General features: G+C 35.5%; 22 protein-coding genes and 2 tRNA genes. 2 read left to right on the top strand and 22 right to left on the bottom strand.

Annotated features, from left to right (window positions below; translation table 11 throughout):
• Positions 1–92: 92 nt before the first annotated feature.
• The 8 genes from hslO to spoIIE all read right to left on the bottom strand — a co-directional run bounded on the left by hslO (position 93) and on the right by spoIIE (position 10,705).
• Positions 93–968: an Hsp33 family molecular chaperone HslO gene (hslO, locus tag I5818_RS00405; protein WP_078109698.1), complete on the bottom strand. Its 876-nt coding sequence runs from the start codon at positions 966–968 to the stop codon at positions 93–95.
• A 13-nt stretch (positions 969–981) separates the two neighbouring features.
• Positions 982–1,752, bottom strand: coding sequence for a type III pantothenate kinase (locus tag I5818_RS00400; protein WP_058006073.1), 771 nt, complete (start codon positions 1,750–1,752; stop codon positions 982–984).
• A 456-nt stretch (positions 1,753–2,208) separates the two neighbouring features.
• Positions 2,209–4,212 carry an ATP-dependent zinc metalloprotease FtsH gene (gene ftsH, locus I5818_RS00395; protein ID WP_058006074.1) on the bottom strand — a complete coding sequence of 668 codons (2,004 nt, stop codon included), beginning with the start codon at positions 4,210–4,212 and terminating at the stop codon, positions 2,209–2,211.
• Between the two features lie 134 nt (positions 4,213–4,346).
• The gene (gene hpt / locus I5818_RS00390) at positions 4,347–4,892 is read right to left on the bottom strand and encodes a hypoxanthine phosphoribosyltransferase (RefSeq protein WP_058006075.1); all 546 of its coding nucleotides are present in this window, start codon (positions 4,890–4,892) and stop codon (positions 4,347–4,349) included.
• 15 nt (positions 4,893–4,907) lie between these two features.
• Positions 4,908–6,311, bottom strand: coding sequence for a tRNA lysidine(34) synthetase TilS (gene tilS, locus I5818_RS00385; RefSeq protein WP_169846879.1), 1,404 nt, complete (start codon positions 6,309–6,311; stop codon positions 4,908–4,910).
• A 118-nt stretch (positions 6,312–6,429) separates the two neighbouring features.
• Complete coding sequence (locus tag I5818_RS00380) at positions 6,430–7,422, bottom strand: protein kinase domain-containing protein (protein ID WP_078109697.1); 993 nt, start codon at positions 7,420–7,422, stop codon at positions 6,430–6,432.
• Positions 7,391–8,128: a VWA domain-containing protein gene (locus tag I5818_RS00375; protein WP_058006077.1), complete on the bottom strand. Its 738-nt coding sequence runs from the start codon at positions 8,126–8,128 to the stop codon at positions 7,391–7,393. Before I5818_RS00375 ends, I5818_RS00380 begins: the two co-directional genes overlap by 32 nt.
• A 96-nt stretch (positions 8,129–8,224) precedes the next feature.
• Positions 8,225–10,705, bottom strand: coding sequence for a stage II sporulation protein E (spoIIE, locus tag I5818_RS00370; RefSeq protein WP_078109694.1), 2,481 nt, complete (start codon positions 10,703–10,705; stop codon positions 8,225–8,227).
• A gap of 257 nt (positions 10,706–10,962) precedes the next feature.
• On the opposite strand from spoIIE, the gene I5818_RS00365 reads away from it, so the two are divergent.
• Positions 10,963–11,036: transfer RNA gene (locus I5818_RS00365), tRNA-Met, on the top strand.
• A gap of 16 nt (positions 11,037–11,052) precedes the next feature.
• Positions 11,053–11,124, top strand: a tRNA-Glu gene (locus tag I5818_RS00360).
• Between the two features lie 154 nt (positions 11,125–11,278).
• Here the strand turns inward: I5818_RS00360 and I5818_RS00355 are convergent.
• The 14 genes from I5818_RS00355 to glmU form a co-directional block, all read right to left on the bottom strand.
• Positions 11,279–11,683, bottom strand: a complete 405-nt coding sequence (locus I5818_RS00355; protein ID WP_058006079.1) for a S1 domain-containing RNA-binding protein — start codon at positions 11,681–11,683, stop codon at positions 11,279–11,281.
• A 74-nt stretch (positions 11,684–11,757) separates the two neighbouring features.
• The gene (locus tag I5818_RS00350) at positions 11,758–12,156 is read right to left on the bottom strand and encodes an FtsB family cell division protein (RefSeq protein WP_071977239.1); all 399 of its coding nucleotides are present in this window, start codon (positions 12,154–12,156) and stop codon (positions 11,758–11,760) included.
• A 38-nt stretch (positions 12,157–12,194) separates the two neighbouring features.
• Positions 12,195–12,830, bottom strand: a complete 636-nt coding sequence (gene yabQ, locus I5818_RS00345) for a spore cortex biosynthesis protein YabQ (protein WP_209391837.1) — start codon at positions 12,828–12,830, stop codon at positions 12,195–12,197.
• Entirely contained in the window at positions 12,827–13,132 is a 306-nt protein-coding gene (yabP, locus tag I5818_RS00340; RefSeq protein ID WP_058006082.1) for a sporulation protein YabP, read from the bottom strand. The genes yabQ and yabP overlap by 4 nt, the downstream gene beginning before the upstream one ends.
• Before the next feature lie 971 nt (positions 13,133–14,103).
• Positions 14,104–14,376, bottom strand: coding sequence for an RNA-binding S4 domain-containing protein (locus tag I5818_RS00335; protein WP_058006114.1), 273 nt, complete (start codon positions 14,374–14,376; stop codon positions 14,104–14,106).
• A gap of 21 nt (positions 14,377–14,397) precedes the next feature.
• Complete coding sequence (gene yabN / locus I5818_RS00330; protein WP_071977240.1) at positions 14,398–15,858, bottom strand: bifunctional methyltransferase/pyrophosphohydrolase YabN; 1,461 nt, start codon at positions 15,856–15,858, stop codon at positions 14,398–14,400.
• 12 nt (positions 15,859–15,870) lie between these two features.
• Positions 15,871–17,433 (bottom strand): putative polysaccharide biosynthesis protein, encoded by a 1,563-nt coding sequence (locus tag I5818_RS00325; protein WP_078109480.1) that lies wholly within the window; start codon positions 17,431–17,433, stop codon positions 15,871–15,873.
• 158 nt (positions 17,434–17,591) lie between these two features.
• Entirely contained in the window at positions 17,592–18,128 is a 537-nt protein-coding gene (spoVT, locus tag I5818_RS00320; protein ID WP_058006086.1) for a stage V sporulation protein T, read from the bottom strand.
• A 369-nt stretch (positions 18,129–18,497) separates the two neighbouring features.
• Positions 18,498–22,028, bottom strand: a complete 3,531-nt coding sequence (gene mfd / locus I5818_RS00315; protein WP_139358079.1) for a transcription-repair coupling factor — start codon at positions 22,026–22,028, stop codon at positions 18,498–18,500.
• 103 nt (positions 22,029–22,131) lie between these two features.
• On the bottom strand, positions 22,132–22,362 hold the full coding sequence (locus I5818_RS00310) for an anti-sigma-F factor Fin (RefSeq protein WP_058006087.1): 231 nt from the start codon (positions 22,360–22,362) through the stop codon (positions 22,132–22,134).
• Positions 22,363–22,519: 157 nt separating this feature from the next.
• Positions 22,520–23,077, bottom strand: coding sequence for an aminoacyl-tRNA hydrolase (pth, locus tag I5818_RS00305; protein WP_078109481.1), 558 nt, complete (start codon positions 23,075–23,077; stop codon positions 22,520–22,522).
• 166 nt (positions 23,078–23,243) lie between these two features.
• Complete coding sequence (locus I5818_RS00300) at positions 23,244–23,879, bottom strand: 50S ribosomal protein L25/general stress protein Ctc (RefSeq protein WP_078109482.1); 636 nt, start codon at positions 23,877–23,879, stop codon at positions 23,244–23,246.
• 337 nt (positions 23,880–24,216) lie between these two features.
• Positions 24,217–25,173: a ribose-phosphate diphosphokinase gene (locus I5818_RS00295; protein ID WP_058006090.1), complete on the bottom strand. Its 957-nt coding sequence runs from the start codon at positions 25,171–25,173 to the stop codon at positions 24,217–24,219.
• Between the two features lie 13 nt (positions 25,174–25,186).
• Positions 25,187–26,560 (bottom strand): bifunctional UDP-N-acetylglucosamine diphosphorylase/glucosamine-1-phosphate N-acetyltransferase GlmU, encoded by a 1,374-nt coding sequence (gene glmU / locus I5818_RS00290; RefSeq protein WP_078109483.1) that lies wholly within the window; start codon positions 26,558–26,560, stop codon positions 25,187–25,189.
• Positions 26,561–26,855 lie beyond the last annotated feature (295 nt).

The raw sequence follows: 26,855 nt of genomic DNA, 5'->3' as shown, positions 1-26,855 counted from the left end.
TATATCTTTTCTCAGTAATTTCTTTTCCAAAATTTTCTGGATGACGATTAAAGAGTTTTCAATTCCTAGGTCTATAAATTTTAAAATGAGCCCTATTCTTCTGCTAATAATTCTTCCAATTCATTTTTGGAAAATACATATTTTTCATTACAAAAATGACATTGCGCTTCAGCTTTTCCATCCTCTTCAATCATATCTTTAATTTCTTCTTTGCCTAAGCTAATGATAGCAGCACCAAAGCGTTCTTTTGAACAATTACACTTAAATTGAACCGGCAACTTCTCTAATATCTTGACATTGTCTTTTCCTAAGATGTTCTCAAGAATTTCTTCAGGACTTAGTCCTTTTTGAATCAGCTTAGAAATAGGTTCCGTTGCTTGTAATCTTTTTTCAATATCATTAATAACATGCTCTTCTGTACCTGGTAGTAATTGGATGATAAACCCACCTGAAGCTAAAATTGAATTATCAGGATTGACTAATACCCCTACCCCAACCGATGAAGGTGTTTGTTCAGATGCCACAAAGTAATAAGTAAAATCTTCACCTAATTCACCAGAAACAATAGGAACCTGACCAGAGAAATTTTCCCTTAATCCTAAATCTTTTACGACTGTCAATGTCCCTTCAGTTCCCACTGCTCTTCTAACATCTAGCTTTCCTTTTTCATTTAAGTCAAAATGAACCTGAGGATTGGTAACATATCCTCTTACTTCGCCTTTTGCATTACTATCGACTAGAATAGGACCAATCGGACCATTGCCTTCTATTTTAACTGTTATTTTCTCATCACCTTTAAGCATCGCACCCATCATGACTCCTGCTGACATCGTACGTCCTAAAGCTGCTGATGCAGTAGGCCAAGTATAGTGGCGGCGAACAGCTTCTCCTACCGTCTCTGTGCTTTTTACTGCATAAGCGCGAACTTGATTATTATATGCTAATGCTTTTACTAAGTAGTCGCTCATTGTTAACTTCCCTTCAATCATTTTTATTTCTTTTATAAATTAAACGTAAGCCTTTTAATGTTAGAAATGGATCAACTATATCGATTGCCTTTGATTCATTGGCAATTAAACTTGCATGTCCACCCGTTGCAATTACGGTAGGTACCTTTTTACTGTTTGCTTTCATGCGTGTTACAATACCTTCTACTTGTCCTACATATCCATAAACAATCCCCGCTTGCATTGCAGCAACAGTGTTTTTCCCAATAACCCCCTCTGTTCTTGCAATTTCAATTCTTGGAAGCTTAGCAGCCTTTGAATACAATGCTTCAGCGGAAATACCAATTCCAGGAGCAATGGCACCCCCCATATATTGGCTATGCTCATTGATATAGCAAAAAGTTGTTGCGGTTCCGAAATCTACAATAATGAGCGGACTACCATATTCTTGAATTCCCGCAACAGCATTTACAATTCTGTCAGCGCCTACCTCACGTGGATTTTCGTATTTAATATCTAGGCCTGTTTTAATCCCAGGACCAACGACTAATGGTTTAACATGAAAATACTTATTACACATTCTTTCTAATGTATACATAATTGGTGGAACAACAGTTGAAATTATGATTCCATTAATATCTTTGAATTCAATCCCTACATGTTGAAATAATGCACCTATGACCATTGCATACTCATCTTCTGATTTGTGTCGATTCGTTTCCACTCGCCAATGGAACTTCAGTTGATCTTGATCATATACACCCAATACAATATTTGTGTTTCCTACGTCTAAAACAAATAACATAAGCTCACCACTTTACCCTAATCTAAATTGCATGCCAACATCATACCATAATTTATATTGATATAAATAATCATATGAAACATAAACGTATAACTTTTTCATCCAAATGAAATCTACAAAGCCTCTGCTCCTACTCCTAAAGAGAGGAAATTAAAAAGGGAGATTTGCTAATGCAAAAGCCAACTTGATTAGAAAATGTCAAAGGAAGCACTTCTCTGTGTAGAGATTATTTGACATCTTGGAGTTAGAAGTTTATCCAGAAAGAACTGATTCAGAACCGTCTTATCCTTATCATAAAATGCAGTTTTCATGAACTTTGTTCCTAAACGCCATAATGCCTGCTTTAACACCCGAGGATTTACTCGCTTTAATTCTGTTATTTATAAATCATTTTAAGAAAAGAGCCTAAAAAAGGACATCGCTATTACATAATAGCGATGTCCTTTATAAAAATATTTATTCATTAGGCTTTTCATTATCATCCTGTTCAGGAGTCACAGTTGGCCCAAACTTTTCAGGTCGATTATCATCGTCTGATTTCGTTACTTCTTCGTCTTTCTTCTGGATATTCACCTTTAAAGAATCCTTTGATTCATCTTGATCTAACTTAGGCGTTTCCAATGTTGATGCTTTTCGATCCGGTAAAGTTCCATGATCGTAAATATGTTTGATTTGTTCCGCATCTAAAGTTTCAACTTCTAATAATGTGTTAGCAATAATTGTGAACTTTTCACGGTTTTCAAGAATGATTTTTCTCGCTCTTTCATAACACTCTTTAATAATATCTTGAATTTCAGTATCAATTTCATAAGCAATTTTATCAGAGTAATTTTGCTCATTGTTAAAATCTCTACCTAGGAATACTTGCCCACCTTGTGATTGGCCAAACTGTAAAGGTCCAAGTTTATCACTCATACCATATTCAGTAACCATTTTTCGAGCAATATTTGTCGCACGTTGGAAATCATTGGATGCTCCTGTAGAAACCTCTCCAAAAGTAACTTCCTCTGCTACACGACCACCTAATAAACCAGTAATTTTGTCAAGCAATTCAGGCTTAGTCATTAAATAGCGATCTTCCTTCGGTAACATAACCGCATATCCGCCAGCTTGACCACGAGGTACAATCGTTACCTTATGAACCATCTCAGCCTCATCTAAAACAAGTCCGATAATGGTATGACCACTTTCGTGGAAAGCAACAATTTTTCTTTCTTTTTGTGATACAACTCGACTTTTCTTAGACGGTCCGGCAATCACACGGTCCGTTGCTTCATCTACATCAGTCATATCAATTTTTTTCTTATCTTGTCTTGCAGCAACTAGTGCAGCTTCATTTAATAAGTTTTCTAAATCAGCACCAGAAAAGCCTGGTGTTCTTTGTGCAATTGCTTTTAAATCTACAGATCCATCTAGCGGTTTATTTCTTGCATGGACACGTAATACAGCTTCTCGCCCATTAACATCTGGACGATCTACAGTGATTTGGCGGTCGAAACGTCCTGGACGCAATAATGCTGGGTCAAGGATATCAGGTCTATTGGTTGCAGCCACAATAATAATTCCTTCATTTGCTCCGAATCCATCCATCTCAACAAGTAATTGGTTTAATGTTTGTTCACGCTCATCATGACCTCCACCGAGACCAGCTCCACGTTGACGACCAACTGCATCAATTTCATCGATAAAAATTATACAAGGTGCATTCTTTTTCGCATTTTCAAATAGGTCACGAACACGTGAAGCACCGACACCAACAAACATTTCTACAAAGTCAGAACCACTTATGGAGAAGAACGGAACACCCGCTTCACCAGCTACAGCTCTTGCTAATAAAGTTTTACCAGTACCTGGAGGTCCAACAAGTAATACTCCTTTAGGAATCCTTGCACCTAATTCAGAGAATTTACGTGGATCTTTTAGAAATTCTACTACCTCTACAAGTTCTTGTTTTTCTTCATCTGCTCCTGCTACATCACGAAAACGGACTTTTTTCTTATCATCATTGTAAAGCTTTGCCTTACTTTTCCCAAAGTTCATTACACGGCCACCGCCGCCTTGGGCCTGATTCAATAAGAAGAAGAAAAGGATAAAGATAATAACAAAAGGAATAATGGAGGTGAAAAAGGACACCCAACCATTCGTTTCTTTCGCTGGCATATTCTCTACCTTAGCATCTTTTGCCTTCGCAACTTGATCGATACGATCTAAAGCAGTGGGATTGTTTAATACATATGTGACAAACTTAGTTTTATCTTTTAATTCTCCTCTTGCTTCATATACGCCTCTTTCTGGCTGTAATGAGACACTGTTTACTTCCCCTTTTTCTAAGTAAGAAACAAACTGATCATATGATATATTTTCTGTTGACTCATTGTTATTGTTAAAATAACTAACAATCCCAATAAGGACTAGAAAGAGTAATACATAAAAGATGGTATTTCTAAAAATTCTACTCATTCCTTACCTCCTCCCACGATCAAAAAACTATCTTCAATAGTATCATAGAAATTCTTAACTTTACAACAATTTGCATATATGGATAGAATCTTCCTCACCACATAACTTTTATTCATATACCCTTTATTTTAAACTTATTCACTTTTGTTATACACTTCAGGTTTTAAAACGCCAATATATGGAAGATTTCTGTATTTCTCAGCATAATCTAATCCATAACCAACAACAAATGCATCAGGCACATCAAATCCTACATAATCAGCTTGAATGTCTGCTTTTCTTCCAGAAGGTTTGTCTAAAAGAGTGACAATCTTTATCGATTTTGCCTTACGATAACGGAACAACTCAACCAAATAGCTTAATGTAAGACCGCTATCAATGATATCCTCGATAATTAAGATATCTCTTCCTTCTACAGAAGTATCTAAATCCTTTAAAATTTTCACTTCTCCAGAAGATACCATAGATTTACCATAGCTTGAAACATCCATAAAGTCCATTTCTAAGTAAGTATCCATTTGTTTTAATAAATCAGACATAAATAATGTTGCGCCTTTTAGAACCCCAATTGCCAAAGGAAATCGATCCTTATATTCAAGTGACAATTCTTTGCCTAATTCTTTTGTTCTTTGTTGTATTTCTTCTTCGCTAATTAATACCTTTTCAATATCCTGTTTCATTAAAATGTTTGCCTCCTAGGAGAATGTTTGCTTAAAGTATTGTAAGATATAACAAGTTTGCTCAAATGTTGGCAATATATCATAGGTAGATTTCTTTAACTTAGGTATCCATAATACATCGCCCTGTTGGTCAACAACAATTGGCCATTCATCCCTTTTTTCTCTTGGGATTTTTTCATCAATAAATATATCCTTCACTTTTTTGGATCCATTTAGTCCTTTTACCTTCATTCGGTCCCCAGCTTTCTTATTTCTAATTACTAAGGGAAGCTGGATATCCTCCAAATACATACATGTTTGATCCTGTAAAGAAGGATTTTCAGTTACCTTTCCCTTCAGAAACCTAACACAATAGCCATTTGGTAAGTCTACTTCACTGTTTAAGGACAATTTCATTTCATATGTATGGTTTTGGTTCTCCTTTATAAAAGAGAATGTACACTGCTGATACGATCTCCTTACCTTTAAACCTAAGGGAAGATCTAAGCGTCCAGATGGATGATTACTTAATAATAATTTAAGAATATCATCTGTATGTACCGCAGTTACAAAGGAAGGATTTTCATTGTAAAGATAGTTTAATATTAGTTGAATCCCTCTTCTTTGTAAAGGCAAAGGCATTTCAATAAAAGATGGAATTTCTATCACTACTTCATTTTTCATTTTATTCCATAATTTATTCATTTTTTCTAACGTTAATTCCTGCAAAAAAGCTTCATCAGATAATATCTCTTCACTAAATCGTTGAAAATGCTCGTGAACATGGTTATTCTCTTTTTTTAAAAAAGGTAATACATTTAATCGAAACCGATTCCTAGTATAATCCTGTTCAAAATTACTTGAATCAATTCTTATGCTTAAATCATGAATATGGCAGTACTCTTCGATTTCTTTTTTCGTAACACAAAGGAGAGGTCTTATAATTTCTCTGTTTGCGAAAGCTCTCCGTAGCGGAATCCCTGCTCTTCCTTTTCCTGTGCTCCCTCGAGTCAATCTCATTAAAATAGTTTCAATCTGGTCATCACCATGGTGTCCAAGTAAAAGCTTATTATGCTGGTATTTTTCCATAATATCCTGAAAAAAACGATACCTGTAGATTCTGGCTGTTTCTTCCATGCCTTTGTTTAGGGCACCCATTTTCTCTTGAATATTAATTCTAATTGCTTCACAAGGAATGTTCCATTGTTTGCATAATTCTTGAACAAATAGAAGATCATTATACGAATCCTTCCCTCGTAGCATATGATCAACATGTGCAGCACGGATGGATATATTATATATATTCCTTTTTTGAACTAGATAGTGCAGTAATGCAACAGAATCAGGTCCACCTGATACACCTATAAGAACTGAATCCCCCTTTGTTATCAACGTATTCGTTTTAATAAAATCATCGACTTTTCTTTCAAACGGTAACATTTATACTCGTTCCTTTTCAGCGAAAGTATGACCTTTCCATTCTATACACTAATTGTACCAATAATCCTCTTTAATTTATCTATTTAATTGTGACATTTTTTCTTTCTCTACATTACACTTATAATAGCTGTTCATATATATATATAAAGTATAGAAAAGATACGAGCACAATAATAACAATTGTTTCAAAAACTCGTGATGCTCTCTTCTTCTTACGTGATGTTTGCCTTGTAGGCGTCACCTGTTTATTTACTTTTGCTCTTCTGCTTGATGGAATAGAGTTTCTATTTTTCACCGGCTTCATCGTATCGTTAGACAAAACCTTTAATAGATCTTTCCTCATGTCTAATGCGGAATAATATTGACCATCTATCGCATCAAATAAAATATTTTCATAGATAGCCATCTCTGGCTTTCTGCGAATCATCCTTTTCAATTGTTCGACACCATCACCCTTTTTAGAAAACCGCGCAGGATAAAATAAGTTTATTATGACCATTGATAGAGCAAATAGATCATAGGAAGGCTCTGCCTTTCTCGTTCCTGCTCCCCAATATCCTCGATCAAAAAACTCCGTAAACTCCTTTATGGCTCTTCCACTTAATGTTGTTCCTCCAACATCAATACAACGAATTTTTGTTGGCGAATGAGTGATAATTAAATTATCTGGTTTAAGATCACCAAATACCCAACCTTCTTCATGTAACCGATGTAGATCCTGTAATAATTGCAACATTAATACACCCGTCCATGAATGTCCCTTTTTTTGAATGAAGTCTAATAAATGCGGTCCCTGGATATATTCCATTACATAAAAGGGAATCTTCATTTTTGGCGTTTCCCAATCGTCAATATCTAACAAAGAAGGCCCGAGGGCAGACCCTTGGACCTTAGCAAATGCTTTCAGAACATTTACTTCTGAAGTGACAGACATAGTGTTATCACTCATCTTTAGTGCTACAAAACGATCATTGCTTTTTGCTAAATAAACAATACCATTGGCACCAGACCCCAATAACCTCACTAAAATATAACTTTTTTTATGCCATTTTCCTGTGACAGTCGTTCCAGTAGGAAAATTAAATTGACTCTTCAAAGTATTGTTCGTCATCATTTGAAAGCAATCCCCTTAAAGAACGTTTTTTCTTAAAATATGTCATAGCTTCTTTAATAGCTGGTCCAGTTGGTGTGATGCCACCTACACTAAGCTTTGAAAAGACACTAGTCAAAGATTCAAGATTTGGAGTCCACTCTAGCAATTTTTCGACATCTTTCCTTTTCCCAGGAAATACAAAGACTGAAAATTGATTATTTCCCATTCGTGCATTTAAACTTAAAGATAGATCCAGCAAGGCTTCCTTAACTGTTGGTAGCTTATGTTTCATACTTGCACTTGTATCGACAAGAACCAACAAATCTAAATCTACTGTTTCACCCAATTCATCCACTACTTCCATTACCTCACCTCTTTGTTCGGGAGGTAATTCCTCCATAGAAGTAGACTTTCCTAAAATTTGTTTTAATTCCTTATTAACTACTCCTTGTAGAGTTTGGGTCATTGCTTTTCTCGTTACCATTTGAACCGTTTGTGATAAGATTTGCGAATAAACAATTTGACTAACACCACCACCTGATAAGGCAATTCCTTCAATTTCACTCATACCCTTTTCATCGATTACATCATTCTCCATTACACCAATGACGTTAACAGTAATCCCTTGTTCATTTGCAAGAGCTGCCATTGCAACCGGATCATCTCCCTGATTCGAGCACCCGTCTGTAATTAATAAGATTTGTTTTAATTTAGCTGTTTTCAAAGGTTTCCCCTCCCTGATTCAATCGATTCCCAATCATTTTCCTATTACCCATCTTCGACGAATTGGAGGGATTTTATACTATAATATGTTTCTCTTTTATGAAATCATTTCCTTTCCTTTTCCCGCCGGAATGGCAGCCCATTTCGGTGTATTATGTTCAAGCTTAGCCACTACAATCGTCATATCATCATCAATCATTCCGGAACGTGTTCGAATAACCTCCTCCATAATTAAATCAGCAATTTCTTGAGGATCTTTTGTCTCAATTTCTCTTATTTTTCTTCTCATCCATAAATCATAGTTTTCCACATGTTTCGGTCCTTCAAAAATACCATCACTCATCATAATCAAAAGATCTCCAGCTTTCATTTGTTCTGATACAACATCTACATCAAATTCTTGAATCATTCCCATCGGCAAGTTACTAGATTCAATTTTAATTACTTTATCTCCTCGTTTAATAAAGCTCGGTGTTGAACCAATCTTTAAAAATCTAACACTAGCATCCTGAAGATCAATCATTGCAAGGTCCAAGGTGGAAAAAATTTCATCCGTTGTTCTTAATGACAATACAGAATTAACCGATTTAATAGCAACCTTTTCTTCAATACCTGACTGCAATATCTTTTGCAGAAGACGAAGAGTTTCATTACTTTCTTGATGAGCACGCTCCCCATTTCCCATTCCATCGCTTATAGCCACTGCATATTTTCTCGTTCCCAAATCAATTGTGGAGTAGCTGTCGCCGGAAACGAATCCCCCTCCTTTAGCTGCATGTGCGACTCCTGTTTCGACAACAAATGCCTGTGCAGAACGGAAAGTGACATAGCAAAATCCATTAGGATAAGATGCACATTCTTCTTTTTGAACGATAATCGTTTCTCCTAAAATATCAGATAGCAATGGAGCGATAATTTTTTCACATTCACCATGTCCATTACAGTAAGGAATGGTCATATCAATATCTACATTCCCCACATTTAAGCTATAAATTTCCACCTGTTCAACGTCAAGACCAAAATCCTGAAGGCTATCTAGGATCATTTCTTCTTGCTTATGATGATTCTCACGTTCACGCTGTATTTCCTTTGCAAAATCACCCATTACCTCTGAGACACCAAGTAATTGCTCTGCAACTAGTTTTCGGCTCTCCTTTACCTGCTTTTTTAACTTTTGATTTGCCTGGTAAAAAGTAAGTTCCTGAAGAATCGCATCCTCTACTTTTTTTGATTTAGAGCAATGCTTATCAAGTTCTCGATGAACCCTCTGAGGTATCACCCCTTCCCCTTTATCTGTTTCATATATAACTTTTTTCATTAAATCATAGGTTTTATTAAAGTTTTTTGCCCAGCATTGCTCCTTTTTAAAACAGTTTTGACATGTCCTTTCAGTGACATTGCTTAAGAAATAATCCAATTCCTGATCCTCATGATCGAATTCCCTCCACTGATCAAATTGTGAGAAGCTCTTGGATAGCGCTTGGAAAACGGATGAAAATTGCTCCACCCTATTCACGGTAATGTCCCTTATTTTTCGGATGTATTGCTGCTGCTCCTGAGTATATTCATTTGTACCAGGTATATGTTTTGCAAGCTTTGATGTTAAGGACTTTGGGGTTAAAAACAATAAAAAAATGGCTATAGATGATTCATAAATATTAACGATCAATGGCGTCTTTACTTCCCCATACATTCCAATAAGTAATGTTGCAATAAGCAAGCCTACTGCTGTACCGATCTTTTTTCCTTCTTTTAGAAGCCCGCCTAATAAGCCAGAAAAGGCAAGTAAGCTCATTTGATAAAAGCTCGAAACATTCGCTAAGCTAAAGATAAGTCCAGTAACTACTCCTACAGTCGAACCTACTGTTGCACCAGCAACAAAAGCTAAGAGAAGTACTAAATATCTAGATAAAATATGCTCTACAGACAAATCATAAATTGTCCAACCAATGGTACCTGTTAATACAGAGGCAAATAAGATAATTAAACTAATGACTTCCTCCGTTTTTAATGTCTTTTTTCTTTTTCTTAGTGATATTAATGGAATACATTGCATAAAGATAAGTGTAAGTATGAAAGTTAGACTAGCTTCGACTGCGGCCATCATTCCATCATATAATGTGATGTTCTGATTACCTGCTATATAGAAGTATCCACATTTCGATAAAAAGGAAACGACAAATACATAAAAAGGAATTACCTTTATTTCATCTTTATGTAGTCTTCCTATCGTTTTATATATGAGTAAGAAGACAACCCCTGATATGAGTGTGTAAAATGCATTTCCCATCGAAATACTTAATGAACCTGCTGCTAAGCCAAACAAAACAATTGGGGACTTTTTTCTTCTCATCATGTAAACAGACGCGAAAAAAGGAAGTGAAAAAGGTGTTAAGTGAGATAAAATCAATGCCCTTCCCAATAAGAAACCTATGAGTAGCAAAACAATACCCTTTTGAAAGAAAATGACTCCTAGCTTGAGTTGAAGTCGACTCACTCCTTTAGAAAACTCCACTTTTGTTTCCTTTAGATTTACATTCCGTCCTGGTTCAATAAAGGTATGTTCCATTTTTGCCATAATTCACACAACTCCCTATCTCATTTAGTTGTTGTCTATTATAAAATGGACAAGCTTAAAACTTTGTCAAAATAGAGAAGCGAATTGAAAGAAAAGTTCGACTTTGTTCTGCGAAATGCCTAAAAACTAAACAAGTTTTTAAATAGATATGTAGTTTAGATTCATTAAAGCTTTTTAAAAACCTCACAAAAATATATTGACATAATTTAAATCGCTCTGTATTATAGAAATTGTGCTTTTAAAGTAACTTGTTTTACGGCGGTGTAGCTCAGCTGGCTAGAGCGTACGGTTCATACCCGTAAGGTCGGGGGTTCGATCCCCTCCGCCGCTATAAAAATTATTAGAGTGGCCCGTTGGTCAAGCGGTTAAGACACCGCCCTTTCACGGCGGTAACACGGGTTCGAATCCCGTACGGGTCATCATACAAAAAAGGGAATCAGCATATATGCTGATTCCCTTTTTTTATGCATCTAATTTCCTAGCAAGAATATTTTTATATATAAAAAAGGTAGGCCTAATCAATAGTCCTACCTTTTCATTACGTTCACCTGCTATATATAAATAGACAGCAAGTTAGCCACGTCTAGCACCACGGCCACCACGTTTTGATTCTGTATTACGTTTTAATGATGACAAACGATCTTCACTATCCTTTAAAAAACGAGCCATTTTTTGTTCAAAGTTTTCTTTCGCACGAAAATTATTATTTGATTTGTTTTGACGTGGACGCTGGGTTTGTGTTTGCTCCTTGGCTTTACGTATTGAAAGTCCAATTTTGCCATCCTTCTCAACATTGATCACTTTTACTTGAACTTCGTCACCGACTTTTAAATGTTCGTTAATATCTTTAACATAATTATCGGCTACTTCACTAATGTGAACAAGTCCTGTTGAGCCTTCTGACAGTTCGACAAACGCTCCAAAATTTGTGATGCCTGTTACCTTTCCTTGTAACTTGCTGCCTACTTCGATTGACATAAAAAATTATTTCCTCCTTAAAAAGATAAAAAATAAACCTTAATCTATATTATAGCCAACGTTAAAAAAGGGTGTCAATAAGACTCATCTTCTTCCTTATCTTTAGGCTTGGGAATATTAAAGATAATTTCTCCATCTTCTGATAGAAAATATTCACTTCTAGCCAGCTTAGCAATGTATTCGTCATCATTTAATTTCACGATCTCATCCTTTAACAATGCATGTTTCTTATCTAATTGAGCGATGGTCTTTTCAAGTTTTTCTTTTTCCATTTTCTTTTCACTAAGAAGGTCATTTCTAGATATGAGTGTAGAAATCAACATATACGAAATGGTTATCATTAGTAAAAAAAAGATAGCTAGTCTTCTAAATAGTAATTTTTTCCTTTTAGCCAACACTTTTTCTTTTACATGGTGCTGTGTCATATATGCATTTTGCATTGGTGCAATATTTCGCTTCGCTTTCTCACCCATTCTCATACCTCCTTTACAAGCACATCTCATTAGTAGAATTATCTCTTAAATATTTTAAGAATGGTTTGTAATCCTGATATAGTTTTATTCGTTGCTTTTTTCACAATACCTGCAATTAAATTATAAGACTTTTCGATTATTTTTTTAATGGATGTCGGAATTGCTCGCCATAAAAGATGGACTATCCAAATTATTGGTTTAAATAAAATCTTTACCATTAATAATAACACCTTAAGAATGGTTTGTACAAGGGCATAAAGGGCTTTTCCCATCCAAAAAACAACGGTTATCAGTAGAATAACTAGCCATTTTATAGGACTATAAATAATTGTCATAAATAAATGACTGATGTAATTGGCAATAGCAACAATAAGATCAATGGAAATTTCCAATAATTTAAGATAAGTGGTCTTCATTAATGCCTGATATGCTGCAAAACCACAGAGTAATGCTACAAAAATATAGAAGCGAATTTCTCCAAAATTAACCAAAAATAAAATGTAAAAGATTAATAAGCCCTGAAGTAACCAAAATAAAACATCATTGATAAATACAATTAACCGTTTTCTAGACCCTCGTTTCAAGAATCGATTATACGTATCAAGGGTGGCACCAAAAAAGCTTCCCATAGAGATCATGGCAAGCATGGTATAAAATTGGGTCGCCAAACTCATCGAAATATTTTGCTAAAGAAGCCTTTAGCTTTCTCCCCATGGTGATCGTCTAAGTATACTAAATCAAATACCTTCCCCTTAATGGATACGATTCCTTTATCGACATCGAGATTTTTCATTTGTAGATTTTGACCACGAATAGATAAGAAGCCCATAACGGTTTCTAATAAAAACTCCTCATTATCAAAGCTTTCAACTTGTTTAACTCCAGTAATGTCTAAAAGTTTTCGGCCCCTCATAATAACATCATGCTCTTGGGACGGTGCTTTATTATTTGATGAACTATCATAATATTGATTCATTTGCTCCCCCACTTTCTTACACAGTTCATAATAAATCCATTGAACAAGCTTTGTAATATATCTATGACAAGCAGTGTAAAAAAAGAACAATATGAATCATAATTGTGTGGAACATAAACTCAATGAAAGAAGAGGGGATGTTTTGAAGTATTTTTTTATTTTAAGCGGACTCAAGTTTCCTTATGTTTGCGGATATAGGTACGTTATTTTGGTCTTCCTATTTTTCATTCTTAGCTACCCAGTGTCCATATAATCTTTGTAGCTCTTTTCTCAGTGGAATGAAGAAATTTGCCGGTTTTTATCCTAACTTTGTTAGTGAAACCAATACCTTTAACACAACATTTGAGAAAAGAGCCTAATATAAAGACTGTTTTCGTATAGTTGTTGCTTTGTAAAAGCCCTACTGCCGGCTTTTACACCCAATAAATGGGTTAGCGTTCTCTTTATGGTTGCAGCTCTTTTCTCTGTGGAATGAAAGGATTTGCCGGTTTTTAGCCTATTTTTGTTAGTGAAACCATTACCTTTGACACAACATTTGAGAAAAGAGCCTAATATAAAGACTGTTTTCGTATAGTTGTTGCTTTGTAAAAGCCCTACTGCCGGCTTTTACACCCAATAAATGGGTTAGCGTTCTCTTTATGGTTGTAGCTCTTTTCTCAGTAGAATGAAAGGATTTGCTGGTTTTTATCCTAATTTTGTTAGTGAAGCCAATACCTTTGCCACAACATTTGAGAAAAGAGCCTTATAAAAAGTCTGTTTTCGTAGTTGCTTTGGTAAAAGCCCTACTGCCGGCTTTTACATCAATAAATAGGTTAGCGTTCTTTTACTGTTTGCAGCTCTTTTCTCAGTGGAATGAAAGGATGATTTGCGGTTTTCATCCTATTTTTGTTAGTGAAAGCATTACCTTTGCCACTATGTTTGAGAAAAGAGCCTAATAACAGATTCAATGTTCGGTAGGGTCTAAAATCCTCTTAATCATTATTATTCGTATTAAGTCTTTCTTCCTTTAGAATAGAATACATATTTGCAGCATCTTCTTTACGAGTTGATTCTGTAAGATTTAGTACTTTAGCTGTCACTAATTTCTGACCAAAGCGAACCTGCAGTTCATCTCCTACCTTCACATTTGAACTTGCCTTCGCAGTTTGCCCATTAATCGTTATTCTTCCTTGATCAGCTACCTCTTTTGCCAACGTTCTTCTTTTAATTAAACGAGATACTTTTAGAAATTTATCCAACCTCATCGTTGCCATAACTCTCACCTCTTATAATCCTTTTATCTTCGCCTTATTCCAAAATTGATCTAACTCTTCTAATGTGAAGTCCTGAAAAGAACCTCCGCTTTTTACCACCTGATCTTCAATATATGAGAAACGCCTCATAAACTTCTGATTAGCCCTTTCGAGTGCCTCTTCAGGATGGATGGATAAATGCCTCGCCGTATTGATCAATGCAAAAAGTAGATCTCCAAATTCCGAAAGCATATCACCCTTATTTCCATTCTTCATTTCAATTTCAAATTCCTTTATTTCCTCTTTAACTTTTTTCCACGTTTCCTCCGCTTGTTTCCAATCAAACCCATGCTTTCCTGCATATTTCTGCAAATTATATGCACGCATGATTGCGGGCAACCCTTTCCCTGCATGATTCGCTATAGAATCATGCCGATCTACTTCACCATGTTCCTTCGATTTAATTTGATTCCAGTTTTTTACCACATCATCCTCATTAGATACCTGTACATCTCCAAATACATGTGGGTGTCTTCGAATCATTTTTTCCGAAATATTCTCGATAACATCATCAATAGAAAACATTCCTTCGTCCTCACCAATTTGAGAATGCAGCATTACTTGAAGCAATACATCACCAAGCTCCTCAATCATATGATCAATATCATCTTCATCAATTGCTTCTAGTAATTCATAAGATTCCTCAATTAAATACTTCTTTAATGATTGATGAGTTTGCTTTTTATCCCAAGGACATCCATTAGGACCTCGTAATTGGGCAATAATATCCCTTAATACTGTAAACTCCTTTAATTGTTCCTTATCCATTGGTGGGACATACAAGCTCGTTAAATTATTTAACTCTACTTGTCGATCCAACTCATATAATGGGACTTTTTTAATATTTTCTTCATTACTTCCTGCAGCTGTTACAATGACTACCTCATAATCATCGGGGTACTTTTCCATTAAAGTTAATTTCACATCCGAAGCAACATAGGCATCATACACTTGTCCAATAATGAGATGCTGGGTTGAACGGAGATCATTTTTATGTAAATCGGTACCATCTAATAATTGAAAACCTTCAATAGGATCTGCTTTTACAGAAGTAAAAAGAGCATCTATAAAGCTTTGCCCCCCACCTATTTTAATAGTAATATTATTTGATGGCCCTTCTTCCAACAATAATTGTACCGTTTTCTCTGCAACTAAAGGATGACCGGGTACTGCATAAACAATTTCTTCATTTTGTGCTTCCGCTATAAGTAGATTCTTAATTTGCTCATAGACTTGTTCAAATTGATCGTTTTGTTCGTATATATCATCAAAGCTAGTATATTTCATTCCTTCTCGTTCTAGCTCCTGTACAACCGGATGCTCCTTGGTCCGTAAAAAGACATGCGCTGCACTTGATAACGTCCTGTATACACCTAAAGGAAGCTGATCAATATCGCCTGCACCTAAGCCTACAATTATTATTTGTCCATTCATCATAATCCTCCACTATTTCTTTTTATGTAAAAGATATTTACCAAAAGGAATTTCCTTCACTTCATCTTCTCTAAATAATTTAAAATACCCTATCAAATAAAGATAACAAAATCCACCCAGACAAACTCCACCTAATGACTCAAAAAGACTCCATATTCGGTTAGTGAGATGGAAGTAATCAAAAACATAAGTCCATATTTGAAGTATAAAAGCCATAACTCCAGCACTAGCTAATAGCCTGATAAAAAAACTCCCTAAATTTAGGTGTATGCCTCCTCTTTTTATTTTATAAATAGACAGCAATAAAATAAAGAACAGCGCGATAATTGTGGAAACACTTGCTCCCATCGTGCCGATCTGAGGAATCAATAGATAGTTTCCAAATACTTTTATGATCATTCCAATAATAATAAACTTAGCAGATGATAATAGATCCCCTAAACCCTGTAATATTCCATTTATAGTCAAAATCATCGAGCTAAAAAAGATAGAAATTGAAAAAACCTTTAGTACATTTGAACCCGCTTGATTTGAAAAAAGCATAGTATTTGTAGGTTCCATAATACTAATTAAGCCTATAGTAGCTCCTAATCCAAAAACTACACTCACTTTTAAGGCTAATTGTATTTTTTCTTCTAAATTCTTTTTCTGGCCATGTAGAGTGGAAGATAATTCTGGAACCAAGGTTAATGAAAAGGAAGTGGCTACTACTGTCCCTAATTGAATGAATGGCTGGCCACGGTCATAAATTCCTTTTAGTACCTTTGCCTTTTCACTAGGTATGCCTGTTGAAGTAAGCAGCGAATACAGATTAAAGGAATCAATTAGCTGCAATAAAACAAGTAGGGCTCCACTAATACAAACGGCTATGCCTTGGATAATAAATTTTTTTCCGATAAATTTAAATGCCTGCCCAAGTTGCAACGATGCTTCTTCCTTATGACGGAAATAAAAGAATAATAAAATAGCCGCAGCTAATAAACTTCCAACAACAGAACTAACGAAAGCACTCCTTCCTACCTGATAAAGAGATGCTCCATTACGAACTAACACATATGATAAAAGCAAAATACAGATGACTCGAATGAACTGCTCGACTACTTGAGATACAGCTGTTGGCAACATCTCCCTCTTTCCCTGAAAATAACCCCTAATTGTAGAAATAAGCGGCATAATTAAGAAAGGGACAGCTACTACCTTAATTAAAGGTACTAGACGACGATCTCCCATCCAGTGAGCAATTATGTGTGAGCCGAAATAAAAAAAAGAAAAAAGAATGATACCGATAAATCCCAAAATGATAAATGCTGCGAAAGCAATACTGTGAGCATCACTAGCATTTACTTTCTTCGCATCAGCCACCATTTTGGATATAATTACGGGGAATCCATAAGTTGCCAGCGCTATAGCTATTCCATAAATCGGATACACCTGCTGGTAAATATAAAAACCCGTATCACCGACTATATTTTGAAAGGGTACACGATAGACAGCACTTAATATCTTTATAATGGTTGCTGCAATTGTTAAAATTAACGCACCCCTAAGAAATAACCTCGAGTTATCTGAAGGCAATGTTATTCGACCTCTCCTATAATATCTACAAAGTAATTAGTTAAAACAAATCTTTTGTATTATAGCATAATCAGTCAAAAATAATGGCAAGACATAAAAAGAAGCGGTATGATCATCCGCTTCTTTACCTAGATTATATTTTCTTGTAAAGTATTTACCTATTGTTCCATCTGTCTTGCTAAAAATGCGGATGCTGTTTCGGCAGCCTTTTGTTCTACTTCTCCAAGTGTACGGTCCTTTGAAAAAATAATGACAGCGCCAATTGGATCGCCATTCGCTACTATTGGTGAAATAGTATAGGAAGATAGTTCTTCTTCAAATCCATCAATCAGTGATACTTGTCCTTTTTGTGTGACAATCTGAGTGGTACGATCATCCATGACCTTTTCAACAGGCGAACCAATATTCTTATTCAAATAATCCTTTTTCGATACACCCGCTACAGAAATAACAGCATCTCGATCGCATATTAGTATTTGACTTCCCAGACTGTCATATAATGCTTCTGCATACTCTTTTGCAAAGTCACTTAATTCGCTAATTGGAGAATATTTTTTAAGGATTACTTCTCCATCGCGATCCACAAAAATTTCTAATGGATCACCCTCACGGATACGAAGAGTTCTACGGATTTCCTTTGGTATAACGACTCTTCCTAAATCATCAATTCGACGAACTATTCCAGTTGCTTTCATCTTATGTTGCCTCACTTTCATCAGATGATTTTTTGGCAATGAATGATTGCCTTGGTTTTTATTGAATCTTTTCCCTCTGTTGACATTAGTATCTTTCAACAAAAAAGTTCTATACATGTGAGTTCATTTTTGAAAGCCATTTTTATAGCGACTGGTTGAAATAACCATTTCAATAGTTTAATTTCCCTTCTTTCCATCTAAATAAACATGTTTAATCCTTAGATATTCAGAAAGGGAACATGTTTTAATAATTTTCCTCAGCTTGTGGAGAAGAAAGCTTCTCTACAAACCTTTATCGGTATCATATTTACCAATATTACCTAATAAAAAAGACTGTCGAGAGTAGCTCGACAGCCTCAAGAAGTATGTTTAAATAACATGTTCCTTTGTTTTAAGTGACGAATTCACTTCCTTAATAATTTCATAAGCGACTGAAAGCCACTTCTCTTGATCCAAACCTTTTATATTCAAAGTAATTTTTAACTTATTTCCATCCATACCAAATCCGACAGCACGACCATATTTGTTCAATTGACTGACCACCTTTGGACCATCAACCTGTTGTGTTCCCTGTTCGGACATTAGTATCGTTACTTGCTGCTTTATCTGTTTTATTGATTCTAGCATCGCCTCTTGTGCATACACCTTCATTTCAGCTACTGTAAATAAAAGTCCAACCTGTGACGGGTATTCACCGAAACGATCCATCATTTCCTCTTTTAATTCCTCTACTTCCTCAAGCTGTGTAATACCTCTAAATCTTTTGTACATTTCAATTTTTTGATGCCCATCAGATATATACGTATCAGGAATATATGCATCAATTTCTAACTCAACCTCAAAAGCTGGTACAGTTGGTTGCCCTTGTCCCTTTCTTTCCTCAATTGCTTCTTTAAGCATTTGCGAATACAGATCGAATCCAACAGAATCAATAAATCCATGTTGCTGAGCACCTAATATATTTCCCGCTCCACGAATGGATAAATCCCGCATCGCAATTTTAAATCCAGAACCTAACTCGGTGAACTCCTTAATAGCTTGAAGGCGTTTTTCAGATACCTCCGTAAGTACCTTATCCTTTCGATAGGTGAAATACGCGTAAGCAACACGATTAGATCTTCCTACACGACCACGCAATTGATATAGCTGGGATAAACCCATTCGATCAGCATCAAAAACGATCAATGTGTTTACATTTGGAATATCTACTCCTGTTTCAATAATAGTAGTTGTCACAAGGACATCATATTCCCCTTCTAGAAAACTTAAAATTACCGATTCCAGCTCGCTTTCAGTCATTTGTCCGTGTGCATAGGTTACCCTGGCATCTGGCACAAGGGCTGAAATCTCTTCTGCTTTCCTTTCAATATCCTCTACCCTGTTATATAAAAAATAGACCTGTCCGTTCCTAGATAATTCACGCTCTATTGCCTCACGGACTAAATGACCATTGTACTCCATAACATAGGTTTGAACAGGAAAACGATTTTCCGGAGGTGTTTCAATAACCGATAAATCTCGAACACCTAGCATAGACATATGCAGTGTCCTAGGTATTGGTGTCGCGGTCAATGTTAACACATCAACATTTGTCTTTAATTGCTTAATCTTTTCTTTATGATTTACACCAAACCGCTGTTCCTCGTCTATAATAAGCAGCCCTAAATCATGATATTGAACGTCCTTTGATAATAATCGATGCGTTCCAACAACAATGTCTACCGTCCCACTTTTTAACCCTTTTAGAGTCTCTGTTTGTTGTTTTTTTGTCCGAAAGCGACTGAGTAGCCCAATATTAATTGGATAGTCCTGAAAGCGCTCTTTAATAGTTTCAAAATGCTGTTGCGCTAAAATAGTTGTAGGTACTAAAAAAGCCACTTGCTTTTCATCCATTATTGCCTTAAATGCTGCACGAATTGCTACTTCTGTTTTTCCATAGCCAACATCTCCACATAGCAATCGATCCATTGGTCTAATTCTTTCCATGTCCCGTTTAATCTCCTGTACAGAGCGCAGTTGATCCTCTGTCGGCTGGTATGGGAATGTTGCTTCAAATTCTCTTTGAAGGTCACCATCCGGTGAAAAGGCAATCCCTTTTGCGGCTTCCCTTTCTGCATACAGTTTAATTAAATCATCTGCAATATCTTGAACAGAGGATTGTACTTTCTTCTTAACCCGCTTCCAATCACTTCCGCCTAATTTATAAATTTTAGGCTCTTTTCCCTCTGAACCAACATATTTTTGAACAAGTTCAATTTGCTCAACCGGAACATATAGCTTGTCGCTTCCTTGATATCTCAGGTGGAGATAGTCTTTATGAACCCCATTAATAATTAATGTTTCAATTCCCAAATACTTCCCTATTCCATGATTTACATGAACAACGTAATCTCCAACTTTAAGCTCCGAATAGCTTTTTATCTTTTCAGCATTTGATAATTTTTGACGTCTAGCTGTTTTTTTTGTGCTTTTATTAAATAGTTCTTCCTCTGTAATAACAGCTAATTTTATCATTGATAGCTCAAAGCCCGTATTTAACCCACCTTCAATAATCTGTATTGTAGAGGGTAAGATTTTGCCTTGATCTTCAACTACTGCTGCCTCAATATCATAGTCCTCTAAGACACTATGAAGTTTTTTGACACGATTCTTATCACTACCTAGAAAAACAACAGTAAAACGTCCCTTTTTCCACCGAACAATTTCCGCCTTTAAGACATGCATTTGTCCATGGAAGTTTTGCATTGGTCGACAAGTGATATTTAAAATGTTTTGTGGACTCGTATTAGGGATATGTCTCAAAAATAAAGAAAAATAAATTTTTGATAAATTCGTTTGAGCTAATAATTTTGTTAAACTATGGGATACCTCAATATCATGAACAATTTGCCCTTCCTCTAATAAAGAGGTAAACCATTCCGCTTCCTCATTAACTAATTGATCATTTATTTCCTGGATACGGCTAAATTCATCAAGAATTAATATTCCCTTACCAGAAACATAGTCTAGCAAACTGGTAGACGCTTCATAGGCTAAAGATAAGTATTTAAAAAATTGTTCTGGTTTTTGACCATTTCGAAGTAATTCCAAATCATAGCCTATATTTTGAACTAATCGTTCCTTAGAAGCCTCACTTTTCACTTTTTTTAATGTTTTAGATAAACCTTTTTCAAGTTTATCTGCAATCATTGGTAGTTGAGCAGGGTCTACAGGGGACTCTGTTGCCGGACCGATCATTACTTTATCTAGCTTTTTCACTGATTTTTGGTTTTCAATTGAAAAAGTCCGAATGGAGTCAATCTCGGTATCAAAAAGCTCAATACGGATTGGATTAGCCTCTGTTAAAGGATAAATATCCAAAATTCCACCACGCAAACTAAACTCTCCAGGAGCACTCACCATCTCATTTCGACTGTACCCCATAGTATTTAAGTTTACTAATATATTTTCTAAATCTATTTCATTACCTACTTGAAAAGAAATTTGATAGCCTTTCCAAATATTTGGTGTAGGAAGGATCCTACGTAAGCCAGCCATTGGAACAATCAAGACACCTTTTGCTTTAGAAGTCAAAAAGTTTAGCGCTTCAATTCTTTGACCTTTCAACTCTGGACTAGCAATTCCAATTTCAGCGGCAATCAACTCGTTTGCCGGATATATATATAGCGATTTATCGGAGATAAATTGTTGTAAATCATCATATAATTTTTGTGCTTGATGAAGATTATAGGTCACAATAATAATGGATTGATGGACTTTTTGATAAATAGAAGCGATAAATAGCGCCCTAGAGGATCCTGATAATCCCGCTACAAGCTGTTCCTTTAATCCTGCCTCAATTCCCGTGATAACAGACCCTATCTCATCTTGCTGTAAAATAATTTGCTGTAAATCCTTCAAGCTTTCAGTTCCTCCCCTCAAAATATCTCCATTAAATAAATTCATAATCATGTATATTAAAAAGACCAAACAGAAAAATGCTTTGGATCTTTCTCCAAAGCGGTTAATGAATCAAATAATCATATTCATGCAAGTTTGGATTTCTATCTAATGCTTCTTGACAGTCTTCACAAATAGAATGAATATGAATATCTCCATTTGATTCATAGGAAACCATTTCCTGTCTTTCTTCATTTGTCAATGTGTGAAGTCCAATTTGATCTGAATAAATCGATGATCGTTCAATACTTCCAATATTTGTACCACAATGACGGCAAAAATAGTTAATCGCCATATTGAGGCCTCCTTATAAACAATGCTTTTTATTAGTATTAACCTGTTTAATAGGAGTTATTCATCATTGATATTGAATTAAAAGTCCTTCGTGAAGTCCTCTCTTTCTTTGCTATAAAGATCTTATTGAGATACAAAAATCATCTTAGAAAAGGCTTTTAATTATAAAGATTCATTACCTCAAGAAATGGTTTTTTCAACCATTCCTCACAAGCATCAGCACTTTTTCTGATCATCATTTGCATCTCTTCCCATTCTTCCTTATTAAATTTCCCTAAAACATAATCCGGGACAGATATTCCTTGATCAGGTCTGTCAATTCCTATTCGAATACGGTTAAAGTTCTGTGTTCCTAAATGAGCAATAGTGGACTTTATTCCATTATGTCCCCCTGCACTTCCCTTTTGTCGTAAACGAATTTTCCCAACTGGCAAATCCAAATCATCAAAGATCACTACCAGATCATCCACTGAAATATCATAATAATCCATAATTGGACGAATACTTTCACCGGATAGATTCATATAGGTAAGCGGCTTTAATAAAATGAACTTCTCACCAAGATTGTTAATTACTGTATATAAACCTTTAAATTTTGTTTGATTCAAAGAAGTTTGATAACGTTTAGCCAGTTCATCAATAACCTCAAAGCCAATATTATGTCTAGTTCGATCAAATTGAGAACCTGGATTTCCTAAGCCAACAATTAATTTCATTAATTACACCTCAATTTTACTATACCACATAAATAGGTAACACCTGTATGTTAAATAAGTAACATTACACTTACAAATTCATTCCTTATACTATTATACGATGTTTGTATAAAGGAAAGTGTCTAAAGTTTAAAAAGACGCAACCCCTTGGTTACGTCTACATGATTTATTCGCCTTCTGGACTTGTTTCTCTTCCTTCTACATTATCAGGCATTCCAGGTTCTTGTTCTTCTCCGGTACTAATTTCCTCCTCTTGTCGAGGAGCCAATATAGAAGCGATGGTTAGTTCATCCTCTTGCATAATTTGATAAGAGAATTTATTCCTTATCTCTGAAACGGTTAATGTATCACCAACTTGGAGAGAGGAAACATCGACTTGTATAACATCTGGTATATCATTAGGTTTTGCAGACACCGTTAATTCATGTACTGCTTGTTGTAAAACACCACCATCTTTTACACCTATACTATCTCCTACTAATTCAACCTTCACATCTGCTTCCATTTCAGCTGATAGGTCCACAGCTTTAAAATCGATATGAAGAAGTTCCTTTTTAAGGCTATCTTCCTGAAATTCACTTAAAACAACATTTTGTTTGTCTCCATCCACATTAAGAGAGATAACACCGTTTCTCCCCACTTCTTTTATTACCTTTAAAAAGTCAATTCCACTTACAAAAATAGATTTATTTTCCGTCTTATATCCATAGATCACTCCAGGTATGTTACCTAAATCTCTAAGTTTTTTTAATTCAGAATGTTGTTTTGTCTCACGTTTTTTGGCATTTAGAGTTGTTGCCATATCCCATTACCTCCTTAGATATATGTAAAGAGTCTCTAATTTATCATTCCCCAAATCGAAGGAGATCTAAACATTAATCAAGGTTCTTTTCTCAAGCATTGTTCACTATTTGAGACAAGTTTTAACTAATAACTATCGGCTGAAGACCACTACACTCTTCATTTCTCTGAGAAAGAGCTGCAATCTTCATAAGGACTGATTTAATCATTATTAGGTGTAAAAGCCGGCAGTTGGGCTCTTACAAAAACAAAAACAAAAACTATACGAAAACAGCCTTAATCAAAGAGGTACAAGGACAAAAAAAAGAGACCGTTTAAAAGTCCCTTTTCAAAATTTATCAATCAAATAATGTACTTACTGATAGCTCCTCATGAACTCGGATAATTGCTTCTCCAAGTAAAGGTGCGATCGAAAGCTCTACCACTTTGTCAGATTTTTTCTCTTCAGCTAAAGCGATAGAATTGGTCACAACAAGTTCTTTAATTTTTGAATTATCAATTCGCTCGATTGCCGGACCGGAAAGAACTGGGTGAGTACAACTCGCGTATACCTCTTTTGCCCCATTTTCAACTAAAGCATTAGCAGCTAAAGTAATGGTTCCAGCAGTATCAATAATATCATCAATTAAAATAGCGATTTTCCCTTCGATATTCCCAACTATATTCATAACCTCAGCAACATTTGGTCTTGGTCGACGTTTGTCAATAATGGCAATAGGTGCCTTTAGACGTTCTGCCATTTTACGCGCACGTGTCACACCGCCATGATCTGGGGAAACAATCACAATTTCATCATTAAAGTTCTTCTTTTTAAAGTAATCAGCTAAAATAGGTACACCCATTAAGTGATCAATTGGAATATCAAAAAATCCTTGAATTTGTGGAGCATGTAAATCTAATGTAATTACTCTTGTTGCTCCAGCAGTTTCAATTAAGTTTGCTACTAACTTCGCAGTAATAGGTTCCCTTGCTCTTGCTTTACGATCTTGTCGTGCATATCCATAATACGGCATAACAATATTAATCGTTTTAGCAGATGCACGTTTTAGTGCGTCAATCATGATTAGAAGTTCCATCAAGCTTTCATTAACAGGAGCACTCGTTGGTTGTACCACATATACATCACACCCACGAATACTTTCTTCAATATTGATTTGAATTTCCCCGTCACTAAATCTTGTAACAGAGCATTTTCCAAGTTCTACTCCAACAACTTTTGCAATTTCTTCTGCTAATTTATGGTTTGAATTTAGACTAAATATTTTCAAGTTAGGATCGAGATACTGGTTCGACATGATGGACCTCCAATTATTGATTGTGTTTTAGTTTATTTACATAGTTTTCTTTATTCACTTGTCGTGCACGTGCAATAGATAATGCTTCGCCTGGAACGTCCTCTGTAATCGTAGAGCCTGCTGCTATATAAGCACTTTTTCCAATTGTCACAGGGGCTACTAAATTAGAATTACATCCTATGAACACATCATCTTCTATTTTAGTTAAATATTTATTTTTCCCATCATAGTTCACAGTAATAGAGCCACATCCAATATTTACATTAGATCCAACTTCTGCATCTCCAATATAACTTAAGTGAGATGCCTTACTTCCTTTACCGAAATGGGTCTTCTTAATTTCCACGAAATTACCAATCTTCACTTCATCTTCAATTTTTGAATCTGGTCGAATATGTGCGAATGGACCAACTTGAACTTTTGACCCAATCAAGCTATTATGCGTGACCGATTGTCGTATAGTAGTTTGATGACCAATTACGCAGTCTTTAATTTCTGAATTTGGGCCTATAATACAATCTTCGCCAATTTGGGTCTCTCCTGAAATAAATACACCAGGATAAATAACTGTATCTTCCCCAATTACTACATCCGTTTCAATATAGGTTTGTTCCGGGTCAATAAGGGAAACACCATTTCTCATATGGTGTTCATTAATGCGCTTTCTCATTATCTTTTCTGCTTTCGAAAGTGCAATTCGATCATTCACGCCTAATGTTTCATCCATATCTTTTGTTTGATAGGCTGAAATTACTTCACCTTGTGCTTTTAATATTTCAATAACGTCTGGTAAATAATATTCACCTTGTGCATTATCATTAGAGACTTGCTTTAATGCTTTAAATAATTCTTTATTGTCAAAACAGAATACGCCTGTATTTATTTCGTTTATCGTTCTTTCTTCTTCAGTCGCATCTTTATGTTCAACGATTCTCTCAACAAATCCTTCATCATTTCGAATGATACGCCCGTATCCTTCTGGTTGATCTGTGTATGCTGTTAAAATAGTTGCCTTTGCCTTTTGTTCGACATGATGTTTCATTAGCGCTTCCATTGTCTCAGCTTGAATCAGAGGTGTATCACCACATACTACCAGTGTAACTCCCTTTTCATTGGCCAATTCACTATCGGCTTGCATCACCGCGTGAGCCGTTCCAAGTTGTTGTTCTTGTAACGCAAAAGATGTTTTCCCATCTAATTTAGCTTTTACTAATTCAGCTCCGTGACCGATAATTGTCACCATTTTATTGACATGTAGTTTCCCAATTTGATCGACTACATGTTCAACCATTGGCTTTCCACATACAGGATGAAGTACCTTATAAAGCTTTGACTTCATGCGAGTTCCTTGGCCTGCAGCTAAAACAACAGCAAATCGATTAGTCATATTTGGTCCCCCAATAAACCTTTTTATCCATAACAAAATATAACGTAATTTACGTATGATTTCAAGGTAAGCTGAAGATATACATAGATTTGTCAACTATATGTGAATATTTTCTTATTTCATATAACCGTCATGTATGTATAAAAAAGGTAGGTTTTCGAAAGATTTTGCTTTTATAAAATCCCTACTTACCCGCTGTAACACCTATAAACGCGCTTCAATGGTTCTTATGAAGTGGAAATGAAGGGGGCTTTAATCTATTTTATAAATTCAAACTTTAACTAAATAAAAATAA

Source organism: Heyndrickxia oleronia (assembly GCF_017809215.1).
In the GTDB taxonomy this organism is placed as follows: Bacteria; Bacillota; Bacilli; order Bacillales; family Bacillaceae_C; genus Heyndrickxia; species Heyndrickxia oleronia.
Note: the sequence above shows the minus strand (reverse complement) of the source record. Positions and strands in the feature narration are given on the sequence as shown.

Excerpts from the sequence above, each read along its gene's own strand:
- I5818_RS00310 (WP_058006087.1), bottom strand. The coding sequence starts at position 22,362 with ATGGCGATTAACTATTTTTGCCGTCATTGTGGTACAAATATTGGAAGT.
- I5818_RS00300 (WP_078109482.1), bottom strand. The coding sequence starts at position 23,879 with ATGGCAACAACTCTAAATGCCAAAAAACGTGAGACAAAACAACATTCT.
- I5818_RS00295 (WP_058006090.1), bottom strand. The coding sequence starts at position 25,173 with ATGTCGAACCAGTATCTCGATCCTAACTTGAAAATATTTAGTCTAAAT.
- I5818_RS00350 (WP_071977239.1), bottom strand. The coding sequence starts at position 12,156 with ATGGGTGAGAAAGCGAAGCGAAATATTGCACCAATGCAAAATGCATAT.
- I5818_RS00400 (WP_058006073.1), bottom strand. The coding sequence starts at position 1,752 with ATGTTATTTGTTTTAGACGTAGGAAACACAAATATTGTATTGGGTGTA.
- hpt (WP_058006075.1), bottom strand. The coding sequence starts at position 4,892 with ATGAAACAGGATATTGAAAAGGTATTAATTAGCGAAGAAGAAATACAA.
- spoIIE (WP_078109694.1), bottom strand. The coding sequence starts at position 10,705 with ATGGCAAAAATGGAACATACCTTTATTGAACCAGGACGGAATGTAAAT.
- spoVT (WP_058006086.1), bottom strand. The coding sequence starts at position 18,128 with ATGAAAGCAACTGGAATAGTTCGTCGAATTGATGATTTAGGAAGAGTC.
- I5818_RS00335 (WP_058006114.1), bottom strand. The coding sequence starts at position 14,376 with ATGAGGTTGGATAAATTTCTAAAAGTATCTCGTTTAATTAAAAGAAGA.
- yabQ (WP_209391837.1), bottom strand. The coding sequence starts at position 12,830 with ATGAGTTTGGCGACCCAATTTTATACCATGCTTGCCATGATCTCTATG.
- tilS (WP_169846879.1), bottom strand. The coding sequence starts at position 6,311 with ATGTTACCGTTTGAAAGAAAAGTCGATGATTTTATTAAAACGAATACG.
- I5818_RS00380 (WP_078109697.1), bottom strand. The coding sequence starts at position 7,422 with ATGACGAACAATACTTTGAAGAGTCAATTTAATTTTCCTACTGGAACG.
- pth (WP_078109481.1), bottom strand. The coding sequence starts at position 23,077 with ATGAAATTAATTGTTGGCTTAGGAAATCCAGGTTCTCAATTTGATCGA.
- I5818_RS00355 (WP_058006079.1), bottom strand. The coding sequence starts at position 11,683 with ATGTCAATCGAAGTAGGCAGCAAGTTACAAGGAAAGGTAACAGGCATC.
- glmU (WP_078109483.1), bottom strand. The coding sequence starts at position 26,560 with ATGACTAATCGATTTGCTGTTGTTTTAGCTGCAGGCCAAGGAACTCGC.
- yabP (WP_058006082.1), bottom strand. The coding sequence starts at position 13,132 with ATGAATCAATATTATGATAGTTCATCAAATAATAAAGCACCGTCCCAA.
- yabN (WP_071977240.1), bottom strand. The coding sequence starts at position 15,858 with ATGAATGGACAAATAATAATTGTAGGCTTAGGTGCAGGCGATATTGAT.
- hslO (WP_078109698.1), bottom strand. The coding sequence starts at position 968 with ATGAGCGACTACTTAGTAAAAGCATTAGCATATAATAATCAAGTTCGC.
- ftsH (WP_058006074.1), bottom strand. The coding sequence starts at position 4,212 with ATGAGTAGAATTTTTAGAAATACCATCTTTTATGTATTACTCTTTCTA.